This is a genomic window from Simkania sp., assembly GCF_965215465.1.
In the GTDB taxonomy this organism is placed as follows: Bacteria; Chlamydiota; Chlamydiia; order Chlamydiales; family Simkaniaceae; genus Simkania.
The window spans coordinates 1,685,638-1,711,941 of the sequence record NZ_OZ244056.1; the positions used below are offsets into that span (position 1 = coordinate 1,685,638).

Below are 26,304 nucleotides of genomic sequence, written 5' to 3' on the forward strand. Positions count from 1 at the left end.
TACTCTTTGCCATGACACAGCAACCTATTCGTCTAAAAAATGTTAAGGTCCACAATCTCAAGGGAGTTGACCTCACGCTTCAATCAGGAGCGTTCATTGTTTTTACTGGAGTTTCAGGATCAGGAAAGTCTTCGCTTGCCTTTGATACGATTTATGTAGAAGGACAAAGGCGCTACATCGAGTCCCTGTCGAACTACGCCCGTCGCTATATGGGAAATCTTTCGAAACCAGATGCCGATCCGATTGAAGGGATCTCACCCACCATTGCCATCGAGCAAAAAACTGCAGGAAGAAATCCCCGCTCAACAGTTGGCACAATGACAGGGATTTACGATTACCTGAGGGTTCTTTTTGCTCGAGTCGGAACCCCACACTGTCCGATCAGCGGCGAAAAGGTGCAACCACAAAGCACCGAACAAATTCTAAGAGCCATTGAAACCTATCCTGAAAAATCGAAACTTCTCATTCTCGCTCCCCATACCCGAGGAAAAAAAGGAGAGTTTAAAGACCTGTTTGACGAACTCATCCGCAAAGGATTCACTCGCATTCGGCTCGACCAGAATTTGGTTGATCTTTCTGAAGACATCGCCGTTGATAAGACGACTGCCCACGACATCGATCTCGTCGTCGATCGATTGGTTCTTACAAAAGCTGAAAAGCCCCGTTTGACGGAAGCCGTTTCGCAGGCGCTTGAGCTTGGGCAAGGTGTCATGAGCGTTTTCGATCACAGCACTGGTGTTGAAACCCTCTTTTCACAACACGCACACGCAAAAAAATCTGGTGAGTCGTACTCCCCGCTTGAACCACACGACTTTTCCTTCAACCACCCTGCTGGAATGTGCCCAACATGTGAAGGTCTTGGTGTCATCCAAGACTTTGATTTAGATCTGATCATTGACCCTGAATTAAGTATCGCCGAAGGGTGTTGCTCTGTTGCAAGCAGCTACGAAACAGTGAAATGGGGAAACATCTACGATAATTTAGCAGATCTCTACAACTTCAGTTTAGACACGCCTTGGAAAAAGCTTTCAGAAAGTGCCAAAAAGGTCTTTCTCCATGGCAATAAAAAGAAGTGGACCCGCATGCGGTTCGTCCATCCCAAAAAGAAAACTGTTTGGACAGAGTACGTCAAATGGCGTGGAGTGCTCGCTGAAGCCAAAAACCGTTTTAACGAAGCAAAAAGTGATGTTTACCGGTCCAATATGGAAAAGCTGATGCATGAAGCTGTTTGCCCTGATTGTGAAGGCTCACGCATCAAGCCCTACCCTGCGGCCACAAAGATTGGATCAAAAAAGATTCAGGAAGTGACTACCCTGACAATTGAGGAAGCTTCTAGCTTTTTTAATCAACTGAAGCTCACTCCCTTTGAGCTCATGATTGGACGGGATCTTCTGCAAGAAATTCAAAAACGTCTCGACTTTCTCTTGAATGTGGGTCTTTACTACCTAACACTCGACCGAACTGCACCGACGTTATCAGGAGGAGAAGCGCAGCGTGTTCGACTCGCCTCGCAAATTGGATCAGGACTCGTTGCGGCAACTTATATCCTCGATGAACCTTCAATTGGCCTGCACCCAAGAGACAACACGAAACTCATCGCCACCCTTAAAACACTCCGTGACCGAGGTAATACAATCATTGTCGTTGAGCACGACGAAGAAACGATGGATGCCGCGGATCATATCGTCGACATCGGGCCCGAAGCAGGAACTCTCGGTGGAGAAATTGTCGCACAAGGAACACTAGATGACCTCATCGCCGCTCCTCGCTCACTCACTGGAGCTTACCTCAGTGGCAAAAAAAAGATCCCTATTCCCAAAAAACGCACCCCACCGACTGAAAAGAAGCTGACGATCAAAGGAGCTAAATACCACAATCTCAAAAATGTCACGGTCGACATCCCTTTAGAAGTTTTTGTCGCCGTCACAGGCGTATCTGGGTCGGGCAAATCTTCCCTCGTCACAGACATTCTCTATCCCACTTTAGCCAATCAACTTCACAAAGCTGAAAAGAAGGTGGGCAAACACAAATCTCTTGAAGGAATTGAGCATTTAGATAAGGTCATAGCCATTGACCAAACGCCCATTGGCCGCACTCCTCGATCGAATCCCAGCACCTACATCAAAGTCTTCGACGACATCCGCGACTTGTTTACAAAATTGCCCGAAAGCCAAGCTTACGGTTACAAGCCTGGTCGATTCAGCTTCAATGTCGCTGAAGGTTCTTGTCCTGAGTGTCGTGGAATGGGAATGCTACGCATCGACATGGACTTTATGGATGATGTTTGGTCAACCTGCCCTGTTTGCGAAGGCAAACGCTTTGATCTTCAAACGCTCAGCATCCTCTATAAAGGAAAAAGCATTCACGATGTCCTGGAAATGACAGTTGAAGAAGCCTCAACCTTTTTCGAAAACATTCCTCCGATCTACCACAAGCTTAGCTTGCTCCTCAAAGTGGGATTGGGCTACATCACCTTAGGACAATCCTCGACAACCTTGTCAGGTGGAGAAGCGCAACGCATTAAACTCGCACGCGAACTCATCCGCCCGGCAACTGGGAAAACCTTGTACATCTTAGATGAGCCCACAACTGGGCTTCACTTTCACAACATCGCCAAACTCATCGAAATTTTGCAACAGCTGCGCGCCGCTGGCAATACGGTACTGGTCATTGAACACAATATGGATATGGTTAAAACTGCCGATTGGATCATTGATTTAGGGCCGGAAGGAGGAAAAGATGGAGGACAAATCACCGCACAAGGAACTCCCGAAGCGATTGCCAAATTAAAAACGCCAACTGGCCATGCCGTGCGCTCGATTTTAAAGCCCAAAAAACGGACAGCGACGACAAAGAAAAAAGAGCTCGCACCTCCCGCTGCCGCACTTGAAGTCCGCGGCGCAGCGCAAAACAACTTGAAGGGAGTGTCGCTAAAAATTCCACGCAACAAAATCACCATTTGCACGGGACCATCTGGATCCGGGAAATCATCTCTTGCTTTCGACACAATTTATGCCGAGGGGCAAAGACGCTATATCGACTCACTCTCGTCTTATGCGCGTCAATTTGTGAAACAAATGCCTAAGCCTCGCCTCGAAGAAATCGACGGTCTTTCCCCTGCCATTGCCATCGAACAAAAACACCACGCAGGAAACCCCCGTTCGACAATTGGAACAATGACGGAAGTGTACGACTTTCTGCGATTACTTTACGCTCATGCAGGAACGGCATATTGCCCCGAAACGGAAGAAAAAATCGAGTCGATCACAAGTGAGTATGTTGTCAATCATCTCATGCAACTCCCTGAAAAAACGCGCCTGCATATTTTAACGCCTGTCAAGATCAGTAAAAGCCAACCATTTGAAGAGCTCACCGAAAATTTGATCCAAAAGGGATTTTTGCGCATTCGCCTCAATGGAGACTATTATGCATTAGACGAAGAAATCCCATATGAAGCGGGACGTAAAAACGAGCTATTTTTGGTGGTGGACCGCCTAGCCATTCGAGAAGGCGTCGAAAAAAGGCTCTTTGAAGCGATCGAACAAGCCACCCGCCTCACCAGAGAGCCGTTTATCGTTGCAACACCTGAAGAAGATCTCCTATTTAACCTCTCTTTTGCTGTCCCGAGTACAGGAAAAAGCTATCCTCCAATCACACCTCATACCTTTTCTTTCAACTCTGACGATGGGATGTGCCCCGATTGTTTAGGGTTAGGCTTCCAATGGGGGGCGAACATGCTAAAGCATCAGAAAGTGATGAACCTTTCACCTTACGCTTTGATGCACAAACTGTGGAAAGACGAATGGACCGAAGAAGTTGAAGAACTCTTTTTGGATTATTTGGATGCGGAAGGGATTGACCCTGATACCCCTTTATACAAACTTCCAGTGAAGCAATTGCAACTCTTGCTCAACGGATCTTCTGAAGACTTTACCTACGATGGATTGTTTTTCGCTGGACAGGGATCAATGCGGCATTTACCCGCAGCGCTAAAGCAGGAAAACGGCAATTGCGCGAATCGGTCATTCCTCATCTTGAGCAGACGACATGTGTCACCTGCAATGGAGAAAGACTCAATCCTCTTGCACGCCATGTGAAAGTGCAAGATGTCACTCTAGGAAAGCTCTGCTCTCTTCCCCTCCATCAAGTGTTAACGTTCATTCAATCTCTTGAACAAAGCACGAATCCGCTCCTAGCAGAAACACTCGAGCAACTAGAAAACCGAATCCAGTTTTTGTGCAATATTGGTCTCGACTACCTGTCACTCGATCGCCAAGCTCCGACCTTAAGTGGAGGAGAAACCCAACGGATTCACTTAGCGCGTCAACTTGGAAGCGGTCTGACCGGCTGTCTCTATGTCTTAGATGAACCCACCATTGGACTGCATCCACAAAATAATGCACGCCTTAATGAAGCGCTCAAGCACCTGTGCAAACTTGGGAATACCCTACTTCTCGTCGAACACGACCCGCTCACACTTTCGATTGCTGACTATCTCTTTGACTTTGGCCCGCAAGCGGGGAAACAAGGTGGAGAAATCATCGCTGAAGGAACCTTGCCGCAAATTAAAAAGAACCCTCGTTCTTTGACAGGACAATACCTCAGTGGCAAAAAGAAACTTCCCATTCCTGATAAAAGGCGCAAAAGCAAAACTCACATCACCATCCGAAACGCAAATAAACATAACCTTAAAAATCTTACCTTGAAGATTCCTACTAAAGCGCTCACATGCCTCACGGGCGTTTCGGGTTCAGGGAAATCCACGTTGATGCATGCCATCCTCAAGAAAGGAGTACAAGTGCATCTTGCGTCACGCTCAAAAGAAACATCCATCCAAGTCGAAGACGCAACAATTGAGGGGGTAGATCAATTCAACAAACTGATCACGATCGATCAAAACCCAATTGGTCATACAATCCGTGCCGATGTCAGCACCTACAATGAAATTCTCACCCCTATTCGTCAATTTTACGCCGAACTGCCCGAAGCAAAAGCGCGCGGACTCAAACCAAAACATTTTAGTTACAACCACCTCAAAGGAATGTGCCGGACTTGTTGGGGTTTAGGATTCAAAACGATTCGACTGCAATTTCTCCCATCCCTTAAAGTCACCTGTGATGCATGCAAAGGAAACCGACTTAACCCTCTCAGTTCACAGGTCACCTACCATGGCAAAAGCCTGGGCCAACTCTTGAAACTGACAATCGATGAAGCAACGCACTTCCTACCACCCATTCCTAAACTGCATAAAAGCCTCGAAACGTTGCAAAATGTCGGGCTCGGCTACCTTGCACTTGGACAAGAAATTGCAAGTCTATCTGGAGGTGAAGCAGGACGTATGCGACTGGCAAGAGAACTGGCCAAACGCTCGACAGGAAAAACCCTCTATCTGTTTGATGAACCCACCATCGGTCTTCATGCAGACGATATTGCTAAATTGATTCCTCTTTTTCATGCTCTCGTCGATAAAGGAAATACTTTAATCATCATTGAGCACAACCTCGATATCCTCCGTATCGCAGACCATATCATTGACCTCGGCCCTGAGGCCGGTGAAAAGGGAGGAGAAATCATCACAACAGGGACACCTGAGAAGATTGAAAAGCATCCCACCTCCTATACAGCTGCCTTCCTTAGGAAACATTGATCTCAATCCCCATCCATGATAAAATAATTACTAGCCGGGGAACTCTTGGATTTGAGCATTCCGAACCAGGTCAGGACAGGAATGTAGCAGCCTTAAGGACACTGTTTGATGCCAGGAGCACTCTCCGGCTTTTTTTATGGAGTTAGGCTCCAAAAAGGAGGGAGGGTATTTCAAAGTTTTTTCCGCGATTTTTTTCCATTTGCTCCTTGAAAATAGCTGGGCTATGCCCTGCGTCGCAAATGAAAAAAACTCATCGGAAAAATTCTTAGATCTCCACCTCTCCCTTTTTGTCGCCCAACTCCGGTATATTATAAGAGTAAAAAACTATTGTTGGTCGCCGATGTAGGAGTCGATCATGACAAATGATCCAACAGAAGAAGAAACATCTGAGGAAACTGGAGGATCGGGCTCATACTCATCAAGCATCACCCAGTCACTGCCTAAAATACGCGCAGCTGAATCTTCGATTTCATCGGGATTGACTATGACAAAGTTGCGTGAAGCACTCAAGTCCTGTGATGGCGGTGGGTCTTTACGCTCACTATCTTTCTCGTCCTCCACAAAAACAAAGCCCTCAAACATGCTATCTTCCAGGTCTGATGAACGAGGAGGCTTTGGTTCTTCCCATCTTACACGACGAGGCCCAACAGAATTTGGTGGTGGATTATAGGTTTTGGGAGAATCTGTTGGCTTTATAGGAGGTGGAAGCTTCGTAGGAGGTGGCTTGCGGACAGGTTTCGGGTTGCGGCGTGAATAGGTTTGAGGAGTTGGAGGTTCGGCAAAGCCCAGTCGATTTGAGACCTTAATAACAGCCAATACAGTCACGACCTTCCATAAACTTTTCCAACAGACACCAAATAAAACCCAAAGAGCAACGAGTCCTATCCGTTTCAATGTTGAGGTTTGTACTTCCGTGAGATCGAGATTGAGTGACGCAACATAGTTGGGATATTTACAGGGGATTGAAAAAAGATACTCGCTGAAGTTCACCACAATAGCTGTGATATTGTTATCAAAGAGCTTTTGCTTTGGAATCGGAGGCGGGCTCACATACAGAGCACTAAGAAGGTGAACTCGAAACATTTTTAGCCTGTTTTTTGACAAAAAATCCTAAAAACTTTTTGAAGTTTAGGGTGTGTCATCAAATAAAACAAGTTGAAAGAGGCTTTCCTATGAGAAAAGTTCAAGTTGTACGATGGAGGCAACCCCTTTAGTGGGTTGTGGAAACAGGACAACGACGAAATTTTCAATAGGAAAATCTAAGGCAACACAGTGTAGTTGATGATATACCCTTAATAAACTGAAATGTAGATATCTACGTCTGTTGGAGTGTTGTAAACCTCGAAATCAAATGTATAAGTACGCTTCAGGTTTGCATCGTTTGCCCAAATGTGTTGCCACATTTCAAAAATCGCTTGAGGCATCTGCCCTTGCACTTTGAAGACTTGATAGGTCTGCTCCGGAATTGTCACTGCAACCATTCCCTCAGGAAGCTGATCCCAATTAGAAACTTCCTTTCCAATCAGGCAATCGTAAGGCATAGTGTAATCTCCTTCATATCCACTATAGAGCGCATAAATGGTTTCAGAAGATGCGTGCTCGATCTGAGAGAGAATGTTTTCTTCCATAACCTGACCCCAAAGAGAGGGAATGTCTTGATCCGCCTTGCCTGGGTCATTTTGTGTACGAACCTGAGGCCCCATTAGCGTAAAAGCTTTTTTCACAACAACGTTACTTTCCACTGAGTTTTCCATAACTGAGCCTCCTTTCGATTCTTTAAGTTGGTACTCGATCTAAAAATTGAACTGCATGCCTGCAAAGAGTCCATGGTAGATGATGTTCCCCTCATGATTGAGTTTATCCCCTGTTCCATGGAAGTCAAATTGGTAGTCTGCAAGGGCTACCCGCCCAATATAAAGCATTTCATATCCAATGCGAAAAGTGAAAAACTTGACGAATGGAAACTCTATGAACGGATAAACATAGGCAAAATATCCAAAGTTCGAACCACTTGGGTCGTAATCACGAACGACAACAGTGTTGTTGTTATCTCGCATGAGTGTTTTTTGCTTTCCGCGGTTAAAGACTCCCCCAAGATTGCCAGCTAGACCCCATGTGAGAAAGCGATAGGGATTGTATTCAATGTCTCCACCAAAAAATGGCCCAAATGCGCGATTAAAAGTTTTGACACGGTAGGTGCTTGTCTGTCGTCCTTTGGTGAAATAGAGCTTGATTTTCTCATCGAGATCAAAAAAGCGGAGACCAATCATCCAAGAGACAGAGAAGTGATCTGTATACCTGGGCGTGACGTGCCGCCAGTAGGTTAAGTCCACAGTATAAAATTCAGAGAGATAGTCATCCCTAGCTCGATCTGCATAGTGATAATCTGTCGAGTCATGTCCAACCTGTCCTGGGAGGTTGAGGTTCAATGGACAATGAACTTTGTCCTGCCCTTTCCAATTCAAAAAACCCGTGTAGGAAAGCACCCAAGTTGAATGAATGTTGTAAAAAAGTTTGGCGCTGATGCGAACTCCTGGCTCAAAGTGCATGTCGTTGACGAGGTCCTTCGAACTGATGAGTGTTTTACCGGGCTCTTTTGCACAATGAGAAGGATAATTAATCGGAGGAATGATGGGGATGAGCCCACCACCAGGGCTGGGAATTAAAATAACGGGAGGACCACCTGCAGCTTTGACGAAGCTTTTGTGTAAACTCTTTGCTCGTTTCCAAAGAAGAAAATCACCTTCTAAAGCAAAGCGGTGATGATATGTCCCGTGCACTGCTCCAAAAGCGGGAAGAGATGCTAAGATCAAAGCCAAACAGAAGAAAATAATTCGCATGCAGTTTTTCCAGTCGCAAATGAGTAGAAATATCTAATGTATCAAAGTAACTGGATCAAAATCTAGAAATTTTTTTCTTCTTGAGCAATGTACGTCTGTTCAAACTTCTTGAGCGCTTTGCGCACAGCACTTTCCGCATCGACTTTCTCTTGACAAGCTTGCACAATAAGATCGAGAAATTGATCACCCATCGCTTCTTCAAGTGAGTCGTGATCTTCAACTTTTGGAAATGGAACAGACTTGTGCATCATCTTACTGACAACTTTTTGAGCACGTGCTAAGGCTCCCAAAGTTTTGGGAATTCCCTCTAAAGCATGTTTCCGCTCTTTCTTCTCAAGTTTTTTGATCCGTTCCCAATGATGGACCACTTCGTCAGCGTCATCAACAGCTAAATCTCCAAACACATGAGGATGGCGACGAATGAGCTTTTCACTGATGGTTTTAATCACATCTTGAATCGTAAAACGACCGCTCTTTTCTCCAAGTTTGGCGTAGAAAATGATTTCAAACAGAACGTCACCAAGCTCTTCTACCATTTTATCTGTGTCATCTTCATCGACTGCTTCGAGAAGCTCGTGAGTTTCTTCAAGCAGGTGGGGGCGCAAAGATTGAAACGTTTGTTTTTTATCCCATGGACATCCATCCGGCCCATGTAGGACATCACAAATGTCTTTTAGTTCGTCAAATTCTTCCATTTAAAATTTTCTTTTTGCAGTAAAAAAAGATCTCTTTTTGTAACCTATGTCGCGTTTATTTTCAACGGAGATAGAAAATGGTGGTACCAACGCTACTTGGTATTTCTGCGGCAAAAGATTTTTTACTTGTTGCTGGTGGTACGATTGCATACTTTAAATATATCAAGCCTATTAAAGGTCATCTTTCTGATTTCATCGACTACTTCCAGGGGAAAAACGTCAAAACACTTGAAGCAGATGCCCCAAAACCCGTTAAAGAATTGGCCTCAGAGCTCCAAAAAGCCTTGGACACTTACGACACATCACCAACCAAAGCTAAAGACATTGCTGAAGCTGCTCTTGTCACCTTTTTCTTACAAGATAACCATGAAAAACAGGTTTCTTCTTCTCTTCATCAAGAGCTTTTAGAGCTCCTATCCCATCCTAATGCAAAAGACAAAATCACTTCATCCTTAAAGAAGCTCGAATTCGAAATCGACATGGCCCAAGGTGGTGTGACCAAAGTCAAAAAAGCTGGACATGCTTTAAAAAAAGCGACCAAAACAGCATCTATAGACCTTCTCCGCATTGCAGTTCCTCATCCAGATGAGCCTGCTCCATCTCCCCTTCAGAGGATTCGAGCCCTTCAAAAACAACCGGACACCCCACTGAAAAAGCGCCTATTGAAATACCACTTAAACAAACTTGGATTTAAGGGTGTCACCTTTGAAAATCTCGATGGACATATCAAGAGCTTTATTTTGAAGGTGCTCCATTCAGATCCAGAAGGGTTTAGCGCCGTCTGCAAAAAAATTGGCTGTGACCCTCGATTTTTTGGTGTCAGTAGTGGAACGGCTCCTGAGCGAGATAAGTTTTTCATAACCTATAGCCGTTATAGGCAAGAAAAACCTCTTCTTTCGCCTATCCCTGCGGAGTTTAATTGGAAAGTTGAAACGAACTTAGAGACGGAAAAAGAAAAAGCGGTTGATTCCGCTTCATGTTTTGCAACATTAGTTGTTTTTAAAATGCGCTATGGAAGTGATCACCTCACACAAACAGGTTTTCATACCGTTCTTTCGAAGACGTACCACAAAACTCCAGAAGAGCGCAAAAAGCTCGTGCTTCAATTCTTAAAAGAAGAAAGAGAGCGCCTCGGAACTGCTTGGATTCCATGGTCGGTCGATAAGCAAATTTTTGAGACCATCTATAAGTTAGTAAATTATTCCAGCCTTCGGTGCTTAACGAGCTCCCCTCTCTTAGATAACATCAAGAACAGCCTGAAAGAATCTCCCATTCCCGCAATGATTTATATCGGAGAAAAAACAAGCCGGTTCTTTCACTACCTCGTGAATAAATACGATGAATGGAGTCAATCTTACACCTATGATATGACACAAGATGACTTCTTAAAAATGAAACTCTATAAAAGGCAAGAGCAATCTCAAGGCAGTATGAACCTTGACTTTTTCCTTTCACGCCTCGATATCATCGGAAGATTACAGCGCTTAAGTGATTCTATGTACCGTTGGGCATGCAAGCCCTGCTTGGGAAAAGATCGCACTTTTGTTTTTCTAAACCCAATGATTGTTCTCGTCAAACAGGTGACTGTGTTGCCACTTAGACTCGCCGCACAGTTTATAAAGCTTCCGGCGCTCCTACTTCAGGGGCTCTTCAATATCGCCTTTATGTCTGTGACTGAACATGTTATCGTTCACACTCGACTTTTTGAAAAAATCGATGAAGTTGTCACAGAAGCCATTCTCAACCCAACGCCCTATCACTTTTCCTTACTTGAAGTCGTTTTGAAAAATCTCAAAGAAGTACTAGAAATCATCGAAGAGTCTTCTGGTCAACCTCTTCCTTCTGATCCAAAAACCAACCGCGCTAAACGGGCTCTGAAAGAAACGGTTAGAACATTTGTCGCTTGCGCCAAAACGCAAGAATCTCTGAGCACTGAAGGTAAGCCTTTCGACCAAGTCTTATTTGAAAAAGTTCTTCCTCCTGCGATGGATAAGATCTACGACACAATCATGCGTGTTTACAAAGGCTACACCAAACGCGAAAAGTTAGAGCAACGAGGAACTGAAATTCTTCAAGCTGTAAATTACTACAACTATAACAAACACAGACCAACAGAAAATATGGAAGTGCTCGAAAAGAGAGTCGAAGAAGTGCGAAAACATATCGGTCTCTATATCAAAAAAATTGCTCACGCGCTGATCATTGAAACATCCAATGAAGAAATTTCAGAAGATGTTGGAAAGGCACTCAAAGAATTTCTAACAGATGCTGAAGATGCAGCTTTCTCTCCCTTAACTGAAAGTTATTTGAGTCGAAATAAAGGGCTTTTTATCGATCTCATTCGAAAATCTTTTATCATGAAGGGACTCTTTGTTCATCTGATCACCGAAGATAAAATTCCCTCAACACAATAATTATTTTTTCTGCTATACTCGTCCAAGGAAATTTTTTGGAGCAGTATGAGTATTCCCAAACCCCTTACCAAACTCCCCGGAACAATATATAATTGCACGCTTGCTCCGTTTGGAAATTATGTCCTGAGTCCAATCGGTCGTTTTTGCTATAATCATTCCCCCACTAAATTCCAGTCATTTTGCGATGCCATTGGGGAAGTCACCCATGCGGCTAGTATTGTTTCAAACATTGATAAAGAAGAAGATGCTCTTGTCTTTAAACTTCGAAAAGCTCTTGATGATCTTAAACTCAACATCGACAAAAGTTTACCGACTGTCCACACTCATGCAAATAAAACGCACCTCGCTCTAAAAGCGATTTTAGATCTTACAGATGCAGAACAGGAAAAAGTGCTTGGAAGCCCTTCAAATTTTGCTGCTGTCATCAACCCACTTAAAGAGTTGAACCTAGTTCTTCTAAACTTTGTGAATCCCACACTTAGAAATCCCCAGCCAAGTATTGAAGAGATTAAGCGCCGGATTCCTCCGGCCGATCGCGCATTAGACCAGCAACTCGCAAAAATCCAAGGGATCTTAGCAAAGGTGATTTCTTTTTCCTCATCGCGTGGAACGCGTGAAGTTGAGCATGCTTTCCAAAAGCTCGGAGGAAATGGAGACGTTCCTCAGCCTCTCTCCTTTCGTCACCATCCCTTACATGAGCTGCGTCACCTAATTGGATGTTTCATGAACAACGCTGATTATATTGTTCTCGATGATCGCGAAGATCAACTCAAGCGCACATTGGAGCACCTAGGTTGTTACAGCAAAATGTTTGGTGCAGTGACAGAAGATGAACGTGACTTCGCCAGTATCAAAGAATACATTTCAACCAAATTAGGAGCCAAAGCTCTCCACTCGGGAAGCAAGGAGAGTTTAGAAACGCTGAAAAATCAGATTTCTAGCTACTTAAGACTACGCATTGCAAAATTCACTCCAAGAAAAGATGAAGACTTTTTCCTACTGCTCTACGAAAGTGCCCGCAGAAGTCGACACCTACGCGTGAGACGCATCGAAGGAAAAGCAGAGCAAATTAGGTGGAGTCAAATGCATCTAGCTCAAGACTTGATGAATCAAGATGAGGATATCATTTGGGAAGCATTTATCCAGTACGATGAAATCCTCTTGATGAAGCACTATTTTGACCGCATCATGGAGCATCGAGAGTGTACAAGTATCAAAGAGCTCGCAGACAATGTTGACCGCGTCCTCCTCTACTTTCAACACATTCCACCTAGTGAAGCTAAAGAAGAAGTGCTTCTACAGTTGTCTCACACCCTTATCGCATGGGTCAGCTTTTCAAAAGGATGGATCCACACTAACAAATCTGGAAACAATACGGCGAGTTTAGAAGTACTTGACCGTATCAACGAAGCCGTGATCCAAAAAAAGTATGATGAAGCCATTCGCTTACTCAAACGAGAAATTGAACATGGCCCAATGAGCCAAGAACTTGCCGCAAATGGTGGTGTTGTGAGCCCCCTGAAAGATTTGCAAGCTGTTAAAACCAAATTCGATGAAGATCTTCGCGCACTTCAGGTCGCTCCAGAAATCAACTTTGAAGAGGAACTTGAAAGTTCTCGAAATGGCCTTGCCGAAATGATGAGTTATTACGCCACTTATAATCTCGTCATGACCTACATCTGTCGGATTCCTGAAAACCAATCAAAAGAAATTTACAACCGCCTAATTGAACAAGTCCAAGAAAAACCCACAGAAAAGACACGCACCTTTTTTAAGCTCCTCGCTGGAGAAATCAGCCAACTTGAGGAAGTGAGCATTTTTGCAAAATGGCTCGCTAAATTCCTCATGTTTTTGCTCTACGCCCCCATCCGCCTTTTTGCAAATCGTACAACAAAGTCTGGCCTCCATTTCATCCAACACTACATCCAATTGCCATCGAAAGAACCGCTTGGAAAAATTCATATTTCTCCTTTTGAAAAGCTTACCCGTTGCTTTAATGCCAATTTAGCTGCCATGAAGTCTTGGGCAGATGATGTGACATGCGAAAAATACGGATCCACGACCCGTGATGAAGGGCTCAAAAAGATCTTGAAAAACCCCAAGTTGAATGCCAACTTTGAACAAGAAGAGCTTTTGATGAAGTCGGGACTTTTAGCTGTTGACCTGTTTGTCAACATTTCCCACATTCACGAAATTCCCGTCATGCTTCGTCAAAATATCAATGCAAATGTCAACGCCCCGTTCTTTGCACTCCACGAAGATCACTTCCTTAACAAAATGGCTCATATTTTCAAATCCGCGATCATGGCCTTTCCCCATATGGCTGTCGAGATTTTTTACTATATATGTCTGATTTTGGACTACTTCATTAACCTCTTGGTCCAGTGGGGTGCAAAAAAAGTCCTCGTTTCGTACGACTTGCCAAATCGTCTCTTTAAATCTCTCAGTCATAATGTTTACAACCGTCAATACATCCCTGTTTTTGACGAAATGATATTAAAGCAGTTCCGCCTCATTGAAAATGCCATCGACGAAGAAAGTTCTGGAAGTTTGCAAGCAGAAAAAGAATCCAGTACGACACGGGAAACAATCAAAGAAATGATCAAAAACTTGCTCGAGCTCGTCGAATTACGCCACAATCTCACAAAAGAAGAAATTCGCAACCCGCGGAAAGATGATATTCCCTTCGTAGATGAGCATACCCGAGAAGTCATTCGTGGTCTTCTCAACGACAACCTTTCCGAGACACTTGTCAACCTGCTCATCACTTTGATTCAGTCGCTTTTTAACGAAGAGCGCATGAATGACTTTCTACTAAACTTCATTCGGGCTATCACTGCCAGCTTAACAACTCAAGCAAGCATTTTAACAGAGGAAGATCGAGAACAACTTCGAGCTGACCATGGAGGGCTGTCTGACCAAATCATCAAAGACGGGATCAAAAATAAATGCTACAAGCAAGAACTCGCCATTCGAGAGACCCTGCAACGGATTATCGACAAGAGTGTGCACCGTGTTGTAGATCAAGTTGTAACCGAAAAAGCTACAAATCGACGTGCGCCTGTTGAATATCTCGCATGGATGGAAAGAACTTTCTATGGACCTGAACGGACGAATTTCGTTTCAGGAATGCGCCAAAAGATTGAAACATTTAAAACCACGCCTGGAAAACGAGAAGCTCTTCTTATCGAAATCCAACGCGATTTCCGCGCATTTATGAATGAGCTAGAGAGGAAGCATCTAGCTCTTGACGAAGAGCCGATTGCTCAAACGCGGCGCATGCAATATTTTGCAAATAAAGTTCTGCTTCCCAATCTCCAAAAGCTTTCTGGAACCCTGCGTGAATTAATGCGGGACAATACAGCTTATGATGCATGTGAAAGAGCCCTAAACGATTTTAGTCGGGACCTTCTATCGCAAAAAATCTACTTCCATTCGATGCAAGCAGTTGAACAGGAAAAAAGCCGTCAGGAAAGCCAAGGAGTGATTGGGAAAGTGCGTGCAGTCCTTCAAACGATTGGAGAAAAAAGCGGCCCTGTTGTAGCCGTAAAAGTTGAAGACGCTTTAACAAAACAGATCGGTACTTTCGCAACAGGAGTGCTCTCTCTTCCAAAAAACTCTGCCGTTATTGAGTCTGTGCTTAATCAAGTTGTCCTCGTACCACTTCTCGAAGGAAATGGGGTCAAACCCGACTTGCGCTATTCTGACTAATCCCTTATAAGAATACCATGCAAAAACACTTCGTCACCTCAGTTTACATTCTTCAAGACAATCAAGTACTTCTCTTGATGCATCCCAAACTGAGCAAATGGTTGCCACCAGGGGGGCATGTCGAAGAAAATGAAGCGCCTGTCGAAGCTGCTTTGCGTGAAGTTGAAGAAGAAACAGGCCTTTTAGTCGAACTGATTTCGGATGAACATGTCTGGATCGAAAAATGGAATGCAAATAGCTTTCATCGCCCTTTTCTCTGCCTTTTAGAAGAAATTCCTCCCTATAAAGATCAAGCAGCTCATCAACATATCGACCTCATTTATCTTGCTCGACCCTTGCCCAATAGCCAAATCAGACCGACCCCCGATCATCCTTTGAGGTGGTTTACCTTTGAAGAAGTGCAAGCATTAAGCAGCGATGAAGAAATTTTTGCCGAAACGCAAGAAGTCATTCAGGCCATTATGGAGCATCAAGCATGTCAAAAGTAAATGGATTTTTCGTTGCAGCAACTGGGCAACACGTTGGGAAAACCACAACATGTCTAGGGCTCATGGCAGGCCTTATCAAAAGGCACAAACAGGTAGGGTTTCTCAAGCCAATCGGACAAGAACATGTCGAAACAGAAACGGGTATCCGAGTGGATAAAGATGTGCTTCTTTTCAAAGACCACTTCAAATTGCAAGATGATTACTCTTTAATGAGCCCAGTGTTGTTTCCTCGCGGATTTACTCGGGACTATCTCGATGGAAAGATCGAAGAAAGTTCCATGCAAGAGAAAATTGCCACTTCATTTGAAGCGATCAAAACTCAAAACAAATGTCTTGTTGTTGAAGGAACAGGACATGTTGGCGTAGGATCGATTGTCAACTTTAGCAATGCCCGTGTGGCGTCAGAACTCAATCTCCCCTTAATTATTATCGCTTCGGGAGGTCTAGGCTCTTCTTTTGATGCGATTGCTGTGAATAAGGCCCTTTGCGATGCATATCAAGTTCCCGTTGCTGGGATCATTTTAAACCGAGTGCACAATGACAAGCGTGACATGGTTTTAAGTTACATGGAAAAGGCGCTAAGTCGTTGGGACATCCCAATCCTGGGTTGTATTCCCTTCGACCCATTTTTGAGTAAACCCTCGATGAAAGACTTTGAATCGCTTTTTGGCGCTACCCTCCTTTCTGGTGAAGAGCATCTACTCCGTCATTTTAGACACACAAGGCTCGTTGCAACGTCTCTTAAAAACTTTCGAGAACTCATTTTGCCCAATCAACTGATCATCACCCCAGCCAATCGCGAAGACATCATCTTAGCCACTCTTACGAAACATTGGGATGTCAAAATAGCCAACCCTCTTGAAGATTTAGAAGCAGGAATTATCTTAACTGGGGGAACACCCCCAAGACAAACAATCGTCGAAGCACTAAAGAAAGCCAATATCCCGATGCTTTACGCCCCAGTCAGCAGTTACAAAGCGATGGAGATGATCACCTCTTATACTGTTAAAATCCGAAAAGAAGACAAAGAAAAGGTCCAAGAAGCCGTTGATCTTGTCGAAAGACATATCGACTTCGACAAACTATCAAACGCTGTTAATTTGTAGAATACCATTTTGAAAATGCGTCATACATATCATCAGCAAACGCACTTTTCAAACATGCCCCACTCGAGCAACTCCTTAACTTTGGGCAACGCTTGGTAAAAGACTGTCCATAAGGGCAACTTCCTTGAAAATAGCCATGCTGCTTCCCCTCAGGTTTATACACCTGCGGAGACGAGGGACCAAAAAAACTATAAGTCCGTGCCTTTGTCGTGGCAGCAAGATGGAGAGCACTTGAATCAACAGAAAGGACAACTTCCATACAATCCATCATTTGTTGCCAAACAGGAAGAGACATGCGAGGCAAGACAACGCCAGGAACAACTCGCTTTAAGTCTTCCACTTCTCTTTTCTCCACTGGGGTTCCCCAAACAAAATAAAAGGTCGGATCATACTCTTTGGCGATTTTTTGCAAAAAAGCTTCCCAGGTCTCTCTTGAAAGTTTCTTATTTTCCCAATTCGAGCCTGGGCAGATCATCATTTTCTTCCCATGGCAGAGCTGCTCTTCGATCCACTCGTGTTCATCTTCTGTGACACGAAGTTTAACGTATGAGCTCCCCATAACTGGCCGATCGGGAAATGATGCAGCCGCAAGAGTCAAATACTGCTTCGCAATTGGCATGGATCGATCCACCTCAACCTTCCTTGAAATAAAGAAACTATTGGGCCACTCTGGAGCTGTAGCGCGACTGTAGCCAACCTTTTCGCGACTTTTTGTCGAACCGATCATCAGTCCCGATTTAAGATTCCCTTGAAAGTCAATCGCGAGATCATAGGGTTTTTCTCGAAGCTTTTTAAAAGCGGAGTAAGCAGCTTTCCAATGTTGCACTCGCAGAGGTGAGTGTTTCCATTTTTTTGTCTCAACTTCGTAAACGTGATGCACATAGGGATGAGCCTTGAGCAGCTCTGCAAAGGGCTTTTCAACCACCCAATCTATTTCAGCATCGGGCAAAAGGCTTTTCAAAAAATCAAGCGCAGGAAAACATTGAATCACGTCTCCTAATGCCGAAGTTTTGACAATCAAGATTTTCATCTACAAAACACCAAAAGTTTTTTAAGAAAATTATAGCCCAAATCGACTTAAACTGGTTAATATTCAAATTGTTTCTTATTCAAGTACCTAGGGGTCGACAAAGAATGCCGCACAAAGATGTAATTTTTTCTAATAAACACCCACGAGTTATGTACCTCCTGGCTCTGACAGAAATGTGTCAGCGATTCGCTTATTGGGGGATAGGAAACCTCCTTGTTCTTTTCTTAGTGAAGCACTTTCAATATGACACGCCTCGAGCCACTCATATTTTTGGAGCTTATACAGGAATTGCCTTTATCCTTCCTGTTTTGGGTGGATTCATTGCAGATAAATGGAATTATAAAAGTCCCATCTTCTTAGGAATGATTCTCACGACGATCGGGTGTTTCCTTTTAGCAACTTTGAGCCCCATATTCATCTTGCCTGCTCTAGCCTTCATCGCATTTGGAGGAGGACTCTTCACCCCAGCCATTTATTCTTTACTGGGTTCAGTTTACAGCAACAAACAGCACTTGCGGGAGGGAGGCTTTTCGATTTACTATTCTTCGGTCAATATTGGAGTTTTCATCGCAATGATTGTTCTCGGATATCTACAAACCGTCGATTGGCGATGGGTTTTCTACCTGACTGCTATCGTTCAACTTATTGGACTCATTCCCTATAAGTTTGCCTTGAAAAAACTGAAATCAACCCACGTGCCTTCACATTATTTTGTCTCAAAAAAAGAAGATCCTCACCACTTTAAGCTCAAAAAGCACGAAATTGAGCGAATCATTGTCATTCTCATTATGACTTGCATCTCCATTGTTTTTTGGATGGCGTACAACCAAGGTGGCTCTTCGATGACCCTGTTCGCCCTCAAATATACCGACCGTCACTTCGGGGGATTTGAAATTCCAACCCCATGGTTCACTTCAGCAGAAACCTTTTTCCTCATCCTCTTCGCTTTTCCACTAGCAAAGCTCTACCTATTCCTCAGAAGGATCCGGTCACCAGCTAGCCCTCCTATGAAAACAGCTCTTAGCCTATTCTTCATGGGCCTTTGCTTTCTCGTCATGCAGCGCGCCGCGCAACATATCCCACATGGTGCGCATGATGCCTTGATTAGCCCTTACTACCTGATCTTTTCATTTGCTCTGATGTCTCTAGCAGAACTCTTCCTCGCACCCATTGGGCTATCGCTTGTGACTAATCTGAGTCCTCACCGCTACCGCGGGTTGCTCACAGGTGTTTGGTTCACATGTATAGGAATAGGGTTTTACTTAGGTGGGTACCTTGCAGGACTCATGGCAAAGATCAGCTTGTCGTCTTTTTTCGACATTTTCGTCTTCACCTCATTTGTCCCAGCCTTCATTCTCGTGCTGTTTGCAAAAAAGCTCGACAACATGCGGCATATCGACTCTCTAGGCTAAATTTTAAAGAGCTTGGGAATAGGCGCAGTCGCTTGGACTTTTTCCCCTGTAACGGGATGTTGAAAAATCAACCGATAGGCGTGTAAACATAGGCGATCTATTTCTGCTGGAAATTTCGCCTCTCTTCCGTAATGATGATCGCCCAGAATCGTATGTCCCATTTCACTGAAATGGACTCGCAACTGATGCGTACGGCCTGTTTCCGGCTCACACTGAACCAGCGATCGCCCCTTTCCTTTACCCACACACTTCCAGTGCGTGATAGCACGGAGCCCTTTAGGATTTTTGGTGCTTCCCCAAATTGCTTGCCCCTGGTAGGTCTTTTTCTTCATAAGACGGTTGTCAATTGTCCCTGATTCTTGTCGGATCACTCCCTTGACAAGAGCCACATATACCTTACGCACTTCACGTTTCTTAAATAGAGCTTCCAACTTTTTTTGCATCTTTTGATTTGTCGCAACTAGAATAACACCAGAAGTGTCTTTGTCGAGCCGATGGACAAGAAAGACCGACCGGCCTAAGAGTTTTTTGAAAACCTCCGGATCGGTCACTAGACCGGATGGTTTGGAGCAAATGAGAAATCCTTCTTCTTCAAGGAGAATCGGCAGAGTGAACTCTTGTTTCTCCTTGAGCTTCGAGCGGTTAAGCTCAAGAAAGTCCCCTTTTTCAAGCTTCACACTTGAAAAGCGCTCGACAACTCCATTCAGTCTAACGGCCCCTTGATCGACAGCTCGTTTAAGGACTTGGCCAGAGAGTTCCAACTTTTCCTTGAGAAAGGACAAGATGGTTTTCCCTGAATCTCGGGCTGAAATGGGAAATTTCATAAATCGTATAGCTCACTTATGGATAAGTATCCCTAAATTTCAGCAAAGAGAGGGTAATTAGGTCAACAAAAAGCCCTTGCAAAGGGGGCTTTTAGTATTCTTCTTGCGCAAAATAGTTTTGTATCACGTACATCATCAAGTTGCCCAACAAAATCCCTGACCCAAGAGCCCAATAACTGAACTTTGAGCTCTGTGGCTGAAAGCTTTTTTCTTGTTCTAGCTGCGTTCTTTGAGAAACCAGATTTTTGAACTCTTCGGCATTTTCATAGGAAGCCTTTTCTCTTTCTTTCTTCAGCAATTTGCGGTCTGTTTCAAGTTGAGCTTTTTCTTTTTCTATTTGAGCTCGCAGCTCATCGAGACCATCTCTTTCACTACGATATTTCTCTTTGTCTTCTTCGATAACTTTTTTATCTGACTCCAACTTTTCACGCTGTACTTGGAGCTTCTGTGCTGCAACAGCACCGCGTTGTAATAACTCTGTTAGATTTGATTCAGCTGCAGGCGAAATGAGCTGGATAAACTGCAAAGCCAACTCATAAACGTTGTATTCTGAAAGAATTTGTTGAACAAGTCCTAAACCTTGAACATAATCTTGTCTGTATTGATCTAAAGCAATTAGTTGCTTAGTCATGCCTGGAAACGTCTGTAGGAAATCAATCAGAGTTTCAAAAACACGCTCTCTCTCTTCCTGTTCCATATGAGCAAAAATATTGATGATTAAAGTTCTCACTTCCTGGTTCATGAAAAGTTTTGAAAATAAACCCAAAAGACCTTCTCCTATTACTTTTTCAATCTCTTGAGAAGTTTCTTCTAAATTTTGCAGATCTGAACCTTCTTTGGACTTTGCGTAAGCACTCAGAACAGAAGGGAAGATTTTTTCAAAAAGGTCGAAATAAACTGCTGGTTTCTTTGAAATCTCTTGAGAAAAATGACTTACTAATGATGTTGGTGTCAGTTTCATCAATGCATCTATTAATTTTGGGCTTTTAGTCGCGATTTGATGGGCAGCTTCTTCTGTTCTTTTTTGTTGCTCAGGGGTTAAACGCTGAAATATCGAGATGGCTGCTGAATTTTTGAAAAACAGTCCTGATTGCTCCATTTTTTCCCATGATGTTCCAGCAAAGACACGTTTATAATTTGCTTTCAACAAAGAAACTTCTTCAGGCGATTCTATGTATTTGACAACATCTGGGTGATTCTCCATAGGAACAGGACTTACAGCTCTAAAGGAATCTGAATCAGAGTCACCTAAAATCCATTCAAATTCATAGGACTTTTGGCCAGTAGTTAGAGTATTATCGAGAAAACGCACAGTTTCATGATGATCAACCTGTGAGTCGGAAATTCGCTTGACATGGTAAACATAAGCCACTTGAGGAGATTCAGACTCTTCTCTTTGAAAACGCCAAGCCTCAAAGCTCGGAGATGAGGGTAACTCTCTGGCATTGGGAGAGAATAGCTTAATTACAAAGTCATTGGTTGAATCTATCAGTTTGAGTTGAAGTGTCTTTTTTTCACCAAAAGAATCAAACGTCAAACCTTCATCTGAAAGCAAAGCTTCTGCTTTCTCATCAGTTAAGGGTGGAATAGCGAAATGATATTCTTGAACAATTTTGTTGCAAGTGGTCGTAGAAATATTGCCCGCAGACATGCGTTCCTCCATTTTTTTGCAGAGGAGTTTACAAAATACGGGCTTATTTCACAATTTCAAAGACTTTCTATCAATGTTGTTACAAGACGGACTCCTGCCCCTGTCGCCAAGGTCTGGTGATAGTGCTCTGGGCTGTCGAGAAAGGCCGTCCCTGCAATGTCAAGGTGAATCCAGGGAGTCTTCTTCTCGATAAATTCTTGCAAGAAGATCGCAGCTGTTACTGAACCTGCGGCTCGCTTTTTGCCTGAGTTACGCAGATCAGCAATATCTGATTTCATGAGGGCCATGTAATCGTCGTCAAGTGGCATACGCCAAACTCGCTCACCTGTCAGATCACCCGCTTGCTCACAGAGTTTTGCTAGCTTTTCATTATTGGAGTAAAGGCCAGCGCGGACGCTTCCAAGCGCGATGATTACCGCACCCGTTAAGGTTGCCATATCAATGATACGGGTTGGTTTGAATCGTTTTTGACCGTAAGCTAAGGCATCAGCTAAGACAAGTCGTCCCTCGGCATCGGTATTGGTAATCTCCACGGTTTTGCCAAGATAGGAACGGTAGATATCGCCGGGTTTATAGCTGCGGGAATCAATGGCGTTTTCAGTTGCTGGAACAATGGCAACAATATTGGCTTTCAGTTTTGTTGCAGCGGCGGCTTGGATGATGCCAAGAGCTGCTGCTCCACCGCTCATGTCTGCACGTTGGTCTTCAATAAAGTTGGTGGGTTTGAGGTTGAGCCCTCCAGTATCGAAAGTGATCCCCTTTCCGACAACCATGGTGACATCATTTGATCGAGGTGCACCGCGATATTCGACCATGATAAGTGCAGGGTCGACGCGAGAACCACTGGCTACTGCAAGAAAAAGTCCCATTTTCTCTTTCTCAATATGCTTTTTATCCAAGATATGGGTCGTCACATTCGAGTGCTTTCTCGCAAGACGACGCGCTTCGGTCGCAATCGTTTGAGGGGTGACATCAAGTGCATTGCGGTTGATGAGATCTCGCGCAAAATTCACACCTGATAGGATACCTGTCACTTTTTGAGTCACTTTGGTATTTTTTGCTCCAACAAGAGTCAATGTTTTGACATGGAATAACTTTTGATTTTCTTTTGATTTCCACTCTTCAAAGACATAAGAAGAGAGGCTCATCCCTTCCGCAACTGCTCGGGTTGTCTCATCTAAATGCCATTTTTTTGATTGGGGCAAAACGACATTGATTTGAGACCACTTTTTTCCCTGGCACCGTTTCATCGCTGCTGCAAAACTACGCCGCAAAGTTTCAAGCGTCGCTTTCTTTTCATCACCAAGCCCGAGAAAAAGCAGACGCTTTTCTTTCTTACCAGAGAGGTACGCAAGCATGGTCGTACCTTGTTTACCTGTAAAATCTCCAGCTTTCACGATGGGTCCAATCGCCGACTTAAGGTCAGTGATAGTTGCAGCTAAAGCGGCTTCTTTTTTTCCTTTGAAGAAAGGAACGATCACAAGATCAGCTTTGGGCCTTTTTGTGGCAGTTGAAACGGCAGAAAACTTCATCGACAATTGTCCTTAAAATGGAATTTCGTCGTCAGAAGGTTCATTAAAAGATGCAGGGCCTTGTCCCTGACTCATGTGTGGTTGCTCATAACCACCTTGTTGTTGCTGGTGCTGCTGTCCTTGGTCTCCGCCAAATCCACCCATGCCGCTTTGAGCTCCCATGCCACTGGCTTGTCCAGCCATGGCAGGTTCTTCTTGTGGCTGTTTATCTGTGCGACCAAAAGGACTGAAGGCAACGTGATGCGCTGTCATATTGAGAGAGATTTGAGGTTTTCCGTCTCGGTCGTTATAGATTTCAGGTTTAGACATTTCTCCTGTCACGATGACAGCACTTCCCTTCTTGAGGTAAGAAACCATTTTGTCGAATTGCTCACCCCAGATCGTGATACGCCACCAAAGGGTTTCATCTTTTCCGCCCCGTCTTTGATTTTCAGCAACACGCAGTGTTGTCACTTTTTGTCCTGATGAAGTGAAGCGCACTTCTGGGTCGGCGCCAAGGTGTCCCATGATGGTGAGTTGATTCATATGTTAGATCCTCATTATTCAAGCTTGAAATTCCATTATATCGATCGCAAAAAAAAAGCCCAAGAGATTCCTCTTGGGCATGCGATTTAATCTACTCCTAGTGGATTAGAAATCAAAAAGGATTGGCGACATCTAGTCCACTAAAGGTCAAGTCAGTATCTGGTTCAAACTGCTCGGCAAATTGCATTTCGAGCTGCTCCCACCAGTACTGGGTTTCCCAACCAAGACCTAGGCTTAAAAAGTACTTTCTTGAGAAGCACCAGCCCCACCTTAGTCAGGTAGCAATCTGAGCTATCTGAAAACACCCCAAAATAATTCACAAACTATTGATTCCTCATTTCTCACAAAAGCTGGATTTATGACAAATGTATTTTACAAGTTCTATTGGAGGTAAAGTGTCTCTTCTTGGCTGAAAAGTGGTCGCCAATATGCCAAGAAAACGATCAGAAAAAAAAGCTTTTTAGTCTCATAATACTCTTATTAATTAACCGATTAACGAAAGCAAATTAATTTTTTAGAAAAAAATTTGGACAAAAAAAATCGAAGTTGTCATAGAGGAAATCAAGCGTTAATTTAGCCACGGGTAAATATGTCAGGGTTTCCATCGCCACAATCTTTTCCATCAGACGATGAAACACTTTCCCCACCTCAAATTCCCTCGTCTCTCAAGTCGGATCAGAAAAAACTCAAGTCTCAAACCTTCCTTTACCCGATTGACGAAACAGATGATTTTTACGATCCTTTTTCTGATCTCAGCTTGTTTCTTTCCAACAAAATTAAAAAAGAAATCCAAGATGCAGGAACGTCAAAAAAGTGGTCTGGCAAAATTGAAGCGAATCTATTAGCTAAAATTCTTCCAGAATTTAAAAAGCACTTCCCCAAGTACAGACTTGGAGCTGCAGCACTCAAAAAGGTGTGGGAAAAGGTCAGCTACTACTATGACAAAATTCAGCATCACAGTGGGGCAATCACTCAAGAAGGAAAACTCAACCTTCCTCTCATGATCCGTGAAAACCTCAAGACAAAAGCGCCTCAGTCTTCTCCTCTTAATCTTCCTCCTTACCACTTAGCTCATCAAATCGCGGTCAAAATCAGCGAGTGCATTGCAACTCTTGAGGGAAGGCGTCCTGACCTCGACCAACTGACAAAAATGATTTGGGCGGTCCAAAAAAATACCATGCGCGATCTTTCTCCTCTAGCTGCTAAAAGTCCTTACGAAGATTATGATAAACTCGACAAACTCATTGTGAAAACTCTGCTTGAAGTCTGCAGTCAATACCCACAAATTGATTTGAAAGTTCTCAAGATGCAAATTCTAAAGCGTCTCGAAGCCTACGCAACAATTCAACCTCTCACGAAAAAAAATCAATTACGCTCGTCTTTGTCGATGCTTTTAGCAAGTAAGCTTTGTCCCACAACGCTCCTTGCCGTCAAACTTTCGATTCCTGAAAAGCAGGCTATAGAAAAGTTCATCGATCTTCAAATTGAATACAGTGAGCAAAACGAAGCCTTCTCATTTGACACCCATTGCCAAGAGCTCGTCGAACGGATTCTTGCTCTTTACCCCTTAGCCAAAGAACTCCCTCATGACCTTTCAGAAGTTGGAGTCCGTGAGGTGATCCGTTCCATCTGCTTAAGTGATGGACCTCTCCCTCTCGATTCAGCTCTATACGTTTTCATTAATGCCGAAATGCATCTGATGAAAGATGATAAAGTGTTTGAAGATCTCCAAGATTTAGAAGACCGCCTTGTCGATGCTTATGATCTTGCCCTAAGTCTTCCAAAGCTGAATCAAGAACTGTTTGAATTCTTTGAGCTTCTAATTTGGAAAAAACTCAGTGAGAAAAAGGGTTTTCTAGCTGAGATCCCCTCTCAAACTTTAGAAGTCTTAGAAAGAGAATTGGGCAACAGCATGATCGATCAACCTAATAAATCATTTAAAACGATCGTCCGACAAACTCTCCAGTTTTTCAAAAAGGTGCAAGAACTTCCTTTTCATAAAGCTCAAGATAAAGAGTTTTGGCTAACAGTGAAGAAAAAGAGTGAAGTCTGGGCTCTCCAAAACGAAATGCTTTGCCGCTGGGTCCACTTTGATGATCAAACTCCACTATTTTCTTTTCTTAAACAAGAATGGAAAAGCAAACACTCTCTTTCCAAGCTTTTAGGAAAAGCCCTCAAGAAGTTCCCAATTCTGTCTTCTTTCGAAGACCAGCTGCGTGCACGCCTCTGGATTCTTCAGCAATACTTTTGGTATTCAGAACTTTCAGATGGATCCGAATCCTCCTATGACCGCTTTTTGAAAAAGCAGTATTTGACTCTTCAAAATGCCTACCCTGAATGTACACAAAGAGAGCTGATCGAAAAACTTGAAGCCATTTCTCATGAAATGCTGCCTCTCATTCCTTTCGAAGAGATTGCCCTTTAGTCTC

General features: G+C 43.7%; 17 protein-coding genes and 1 other RNA gene. 9 read left to right on the top strand and 9 right to left on the bottom strand.

Annotated features, from left to right (window positions below):
- The first annotated feature begins 11 nt into the window (after positions 1 to 11).
- The 3 genes from uvrA (at position 12) to ffs (ending at position 5,779) form a co-directional block, all read left to right on the top strand.
- Positions 12 to 4,097: an excinuclease ABC subunit UvrA gene (gene uvrA, locus ACOOFG_RS07845; protein ID WP_420420926.1), complete on the top strand. Its 4,086-nt coding sequence runs from the start codon at positions 12 to 14 to the stop codon at positions 4,095 to 4,097.
- Entirely contained in the window at positions 4,010 to 5,647 is a 1,638-nt protein-coding gene (locus ACOOFG_RS07850) for a hypothetical protein (RefSeq protein WP_420420927.1), read from the top strand. Before uvrA ends, ACOOFG_RS07850 begins: the two co-directional genes overlap by 88 nt.
- Positions 5,648 to 5,680: 33 nt before the next feature.
- Positions 5,681 to 5,779, top strand: an RNA gene (ffs, locus tag ACOOFG_RS07855) — signal recognition particle sRNA small type.
- A gap of 192 nt (positions 5,780 to 5,971) precedes the next feature.
- Here the strand turns inward: ffs and ACOOFG_RS07860 are convergent.
- From ACOOFG_RS07860 to ACOOFG_RS07875, 4 genes are all read right to left on the bottom strand, one after another.
- Positions 5,972 to 6,730: a hypothetical protein gene (locus ACOOFG_RS07860; RefSeq protein ID WP_420420928.1), complete on the bottom strand. Its 759-nt coding sequence runs from the start codon at positions 6,728 to 6,730 to the stop codon at positions 5,972 to 5,974.
- Between the two features lie 209 nt (positions 6,731 to 6,939).
- Positions 6,940 to 7,401 carry a GyrI-like domain-containing protein gene (locus ACOOFG_RS07865; RefSeq protein ID WP_420420929.1) on the bottom strand — a complete coding sequence of 154 codons (462 nt, stop codon included), beginning with the start codon at positions 7,399 to 7,401 and terminating at the stop codon, positions 6,940 to 6,942.
- 39 nt (positions 7,402 to 7,440) lie between these two features.
- The gene (locus ACOOFG_RS07870) at positions 7,441 to 8,487 is read right to left on the bottom strand and encodes a hypothetical protein (protein ID WP_420420930.1); all 1,047 of its coding nucleotides are present in this window, start codon (positions 8,485 to 8,487) and stop codon (positions 7,441 to 7,443) included.
- A gap of 62 nt (positions 8,488 to 8,549) precedes the next feature.
- Positions 8,550 to 9,182 carry a MazG family protein gene (locus tag ACOOFG_RS07875; protein WP_420420931.1) on the bottom strand — a complete coding sequence of 211 codons (633 nt, stop codon included), beginning with the start codon at positions 9,180 to 9,182 and terminating at the stop codon, positions 8,550 to 8,552.
- Positions 9,183 to 9,259: 77 nt separating this feature from the next.
- Here ACOOFG_RS07875 and ACOOFG_RS07880 point away from each other — a divergent pair, with 77 nt between their 5' ends.
- From ACOOFG_RS07880 to ACOOFG_RS07895, 4 genes are read left to right on the top strand one after another with little or no spacing between them, the layout of a single operon-like run.
- On the top strand, positions 9,260 to 11,596 hold the full coding sequence (locus tag ACOOFG_RS07880) for a hypothetical protein (RefSeq protein ID WP_420420932.1): 2,337 nt from the start codon (positions 9,260 to 9,262) through the stop codon (positions 11,594 to 11,596).
- Between the two features lie 45 nt (positions 11,597 to 11,641).
- Positions 11,642 to 15,307 carry a hypothetical protein gene (locus ACOOFG_RS07885; protein WP_420420933.1) on the top strand — a complete coding sequence of 1,222 codons (3,666 nt, stop codon included), beginning with the start codon at positions 11,642 to 11,644 and terminating at the stop codon, positions 15,305 to 15,307.
- A 17-nt stretch (positions 15,308 to 15,324) separates the two neighbouring features.
- Positions 15,325 to 15,795, top strand: a complete 471-nt coding sequence (locus ACOOFG_RS07890; protein WP_420420934.1) for an NUDIX hydrolase — start codon at positions 15,325 to 15,327, stop codon at positions 15,793 to 15,795.
- Complete coding sequence (locus tag ACOOFG_RS07895; RefSeq protein WP_420420935.1) at positions 15,783 to 16,901, top strand: phosphotransacetylase family protein; 1,119 nt, start codon at positions 15,783 to 15,785, stop codon at positions 16,899 to 16,901. The genes ACOOFG_RS07890 and ACOOFG_RS07895 overlap by 13 nt, the downstream gene beginning before the upstream one ends.
- Here the strand turns inward: ACOOFG_RS07895 and waaC are convergent.
- The gene (gene waaC / locus ACOOFG_RS07900; RefSeq protein ID WP_420420936.1) at positions 16,891 to 17,931 is read right to left on the bottom strand and encodes a lipopolysaccharide heptosyltransferase I; all 1,041 of its coding nucleotides are present in this window, start codon (positions 17,929 to 17,931) and stop codon (positions 16,891 to 16,893) included. The genes ACOOFG_RS07895 and waaC overlap by 11 nt on opposite strands.
- Positions 17,932 to 18,080: 149 nt before the next feature.
- On the opposite strand from waaC, the gene ACOOFG_RS07905 reads away from it, so the two are divergent.
- Positions 18,081 to 19,343 carry a peptide MFS transporter gene (locus tag ACOOFG_RS07905; protein ID WP_420420937.1) on the top strand — a complete coding sequence of 421 codons (1,263 nt, stop codon included), beginning with the start codon at positions 18,081 to 18,083 and terminating at the stop codon, positions 19,341 to 19,343.
- On the opposite strand, the gene ACOOFG_RS07910 is transcribed toward ACOOFG_RS07905, so the two are convergent.
- The 4 genes from ACOOFG_RS07910 to ssb form a co-directional block, all read right to left on the bottom strand.
- Positions 19,340 to 20,167: an RluA family pseudouridine synthase gene (locus ACOOFG_RS07910; RefSeq protein WP_420420938.1), complete on the bottom strand. Its 828-nt coding sequence runs from the start codon at positions 20,165 to 20,167 to the stop codon at positions 19,340 to 19,342. The two genes, ACOOFG_RS07905 and ACOOFG_RS07910, sit on opposite strands and share 4 nt — an antisense overlap.
- A 91-nt stretch (positions 20,168 to 20,258) precedes the next feature.
- A complete protein-coding gene (locus tag ACOOFG_RS07915) occupies positions 20,259 to 21,830 on the bottom strand; it encodes a coiled-coil domain-containing protein (protein ID WP_420420939.1) in 1,572 nt (523 codons plus the stop codon).
- 44 nt (positions 21,831 to 21,874) lie between these two features.
- Entirely contained in the window at positions 21,875 to 23,350 is a 1,476-nt protein-coding gene (locus tag ACOOFG_RS07920; RefSeq protein WP_420420940.1) for a leucyl aminopeptidase, read from the bottom strand.
- A 12-nt stretch (positions 23,351 to 23,362) separates the two neighbouring features.
- The gene (gene ssb, locus ACOOFG_RS07925) at positions 23,363 to 23,875 is read right to left on the bottom strand and encodes a single-stranded DNA-binding protein (RefSeq protein ID WP_420420941.1); all 513 of its coding nucleotides are present in this window, start codon (positions 23,873 to 23,875) and stop codon (positions 23,363 to 23,365) included.
- A gap of 589 nt (positions 23,876 to 24,464) precedes the next feature.
- On the opposite strand from ssb, the gene ACOOFG_RS07930 reads away from it, so the two are divergent.
- A complete protein-coding gene (locus ACOOFG_RS07930; protein ID WP_420420942.1) occupies positions 24,465 to 26,300 on the top strand; it encodes a hypothetical protein in 1,836 nt (611 codons plus the stop codon).
- Positions 26,301 to 26,304 lie beyond the last annotated feature (4 nt).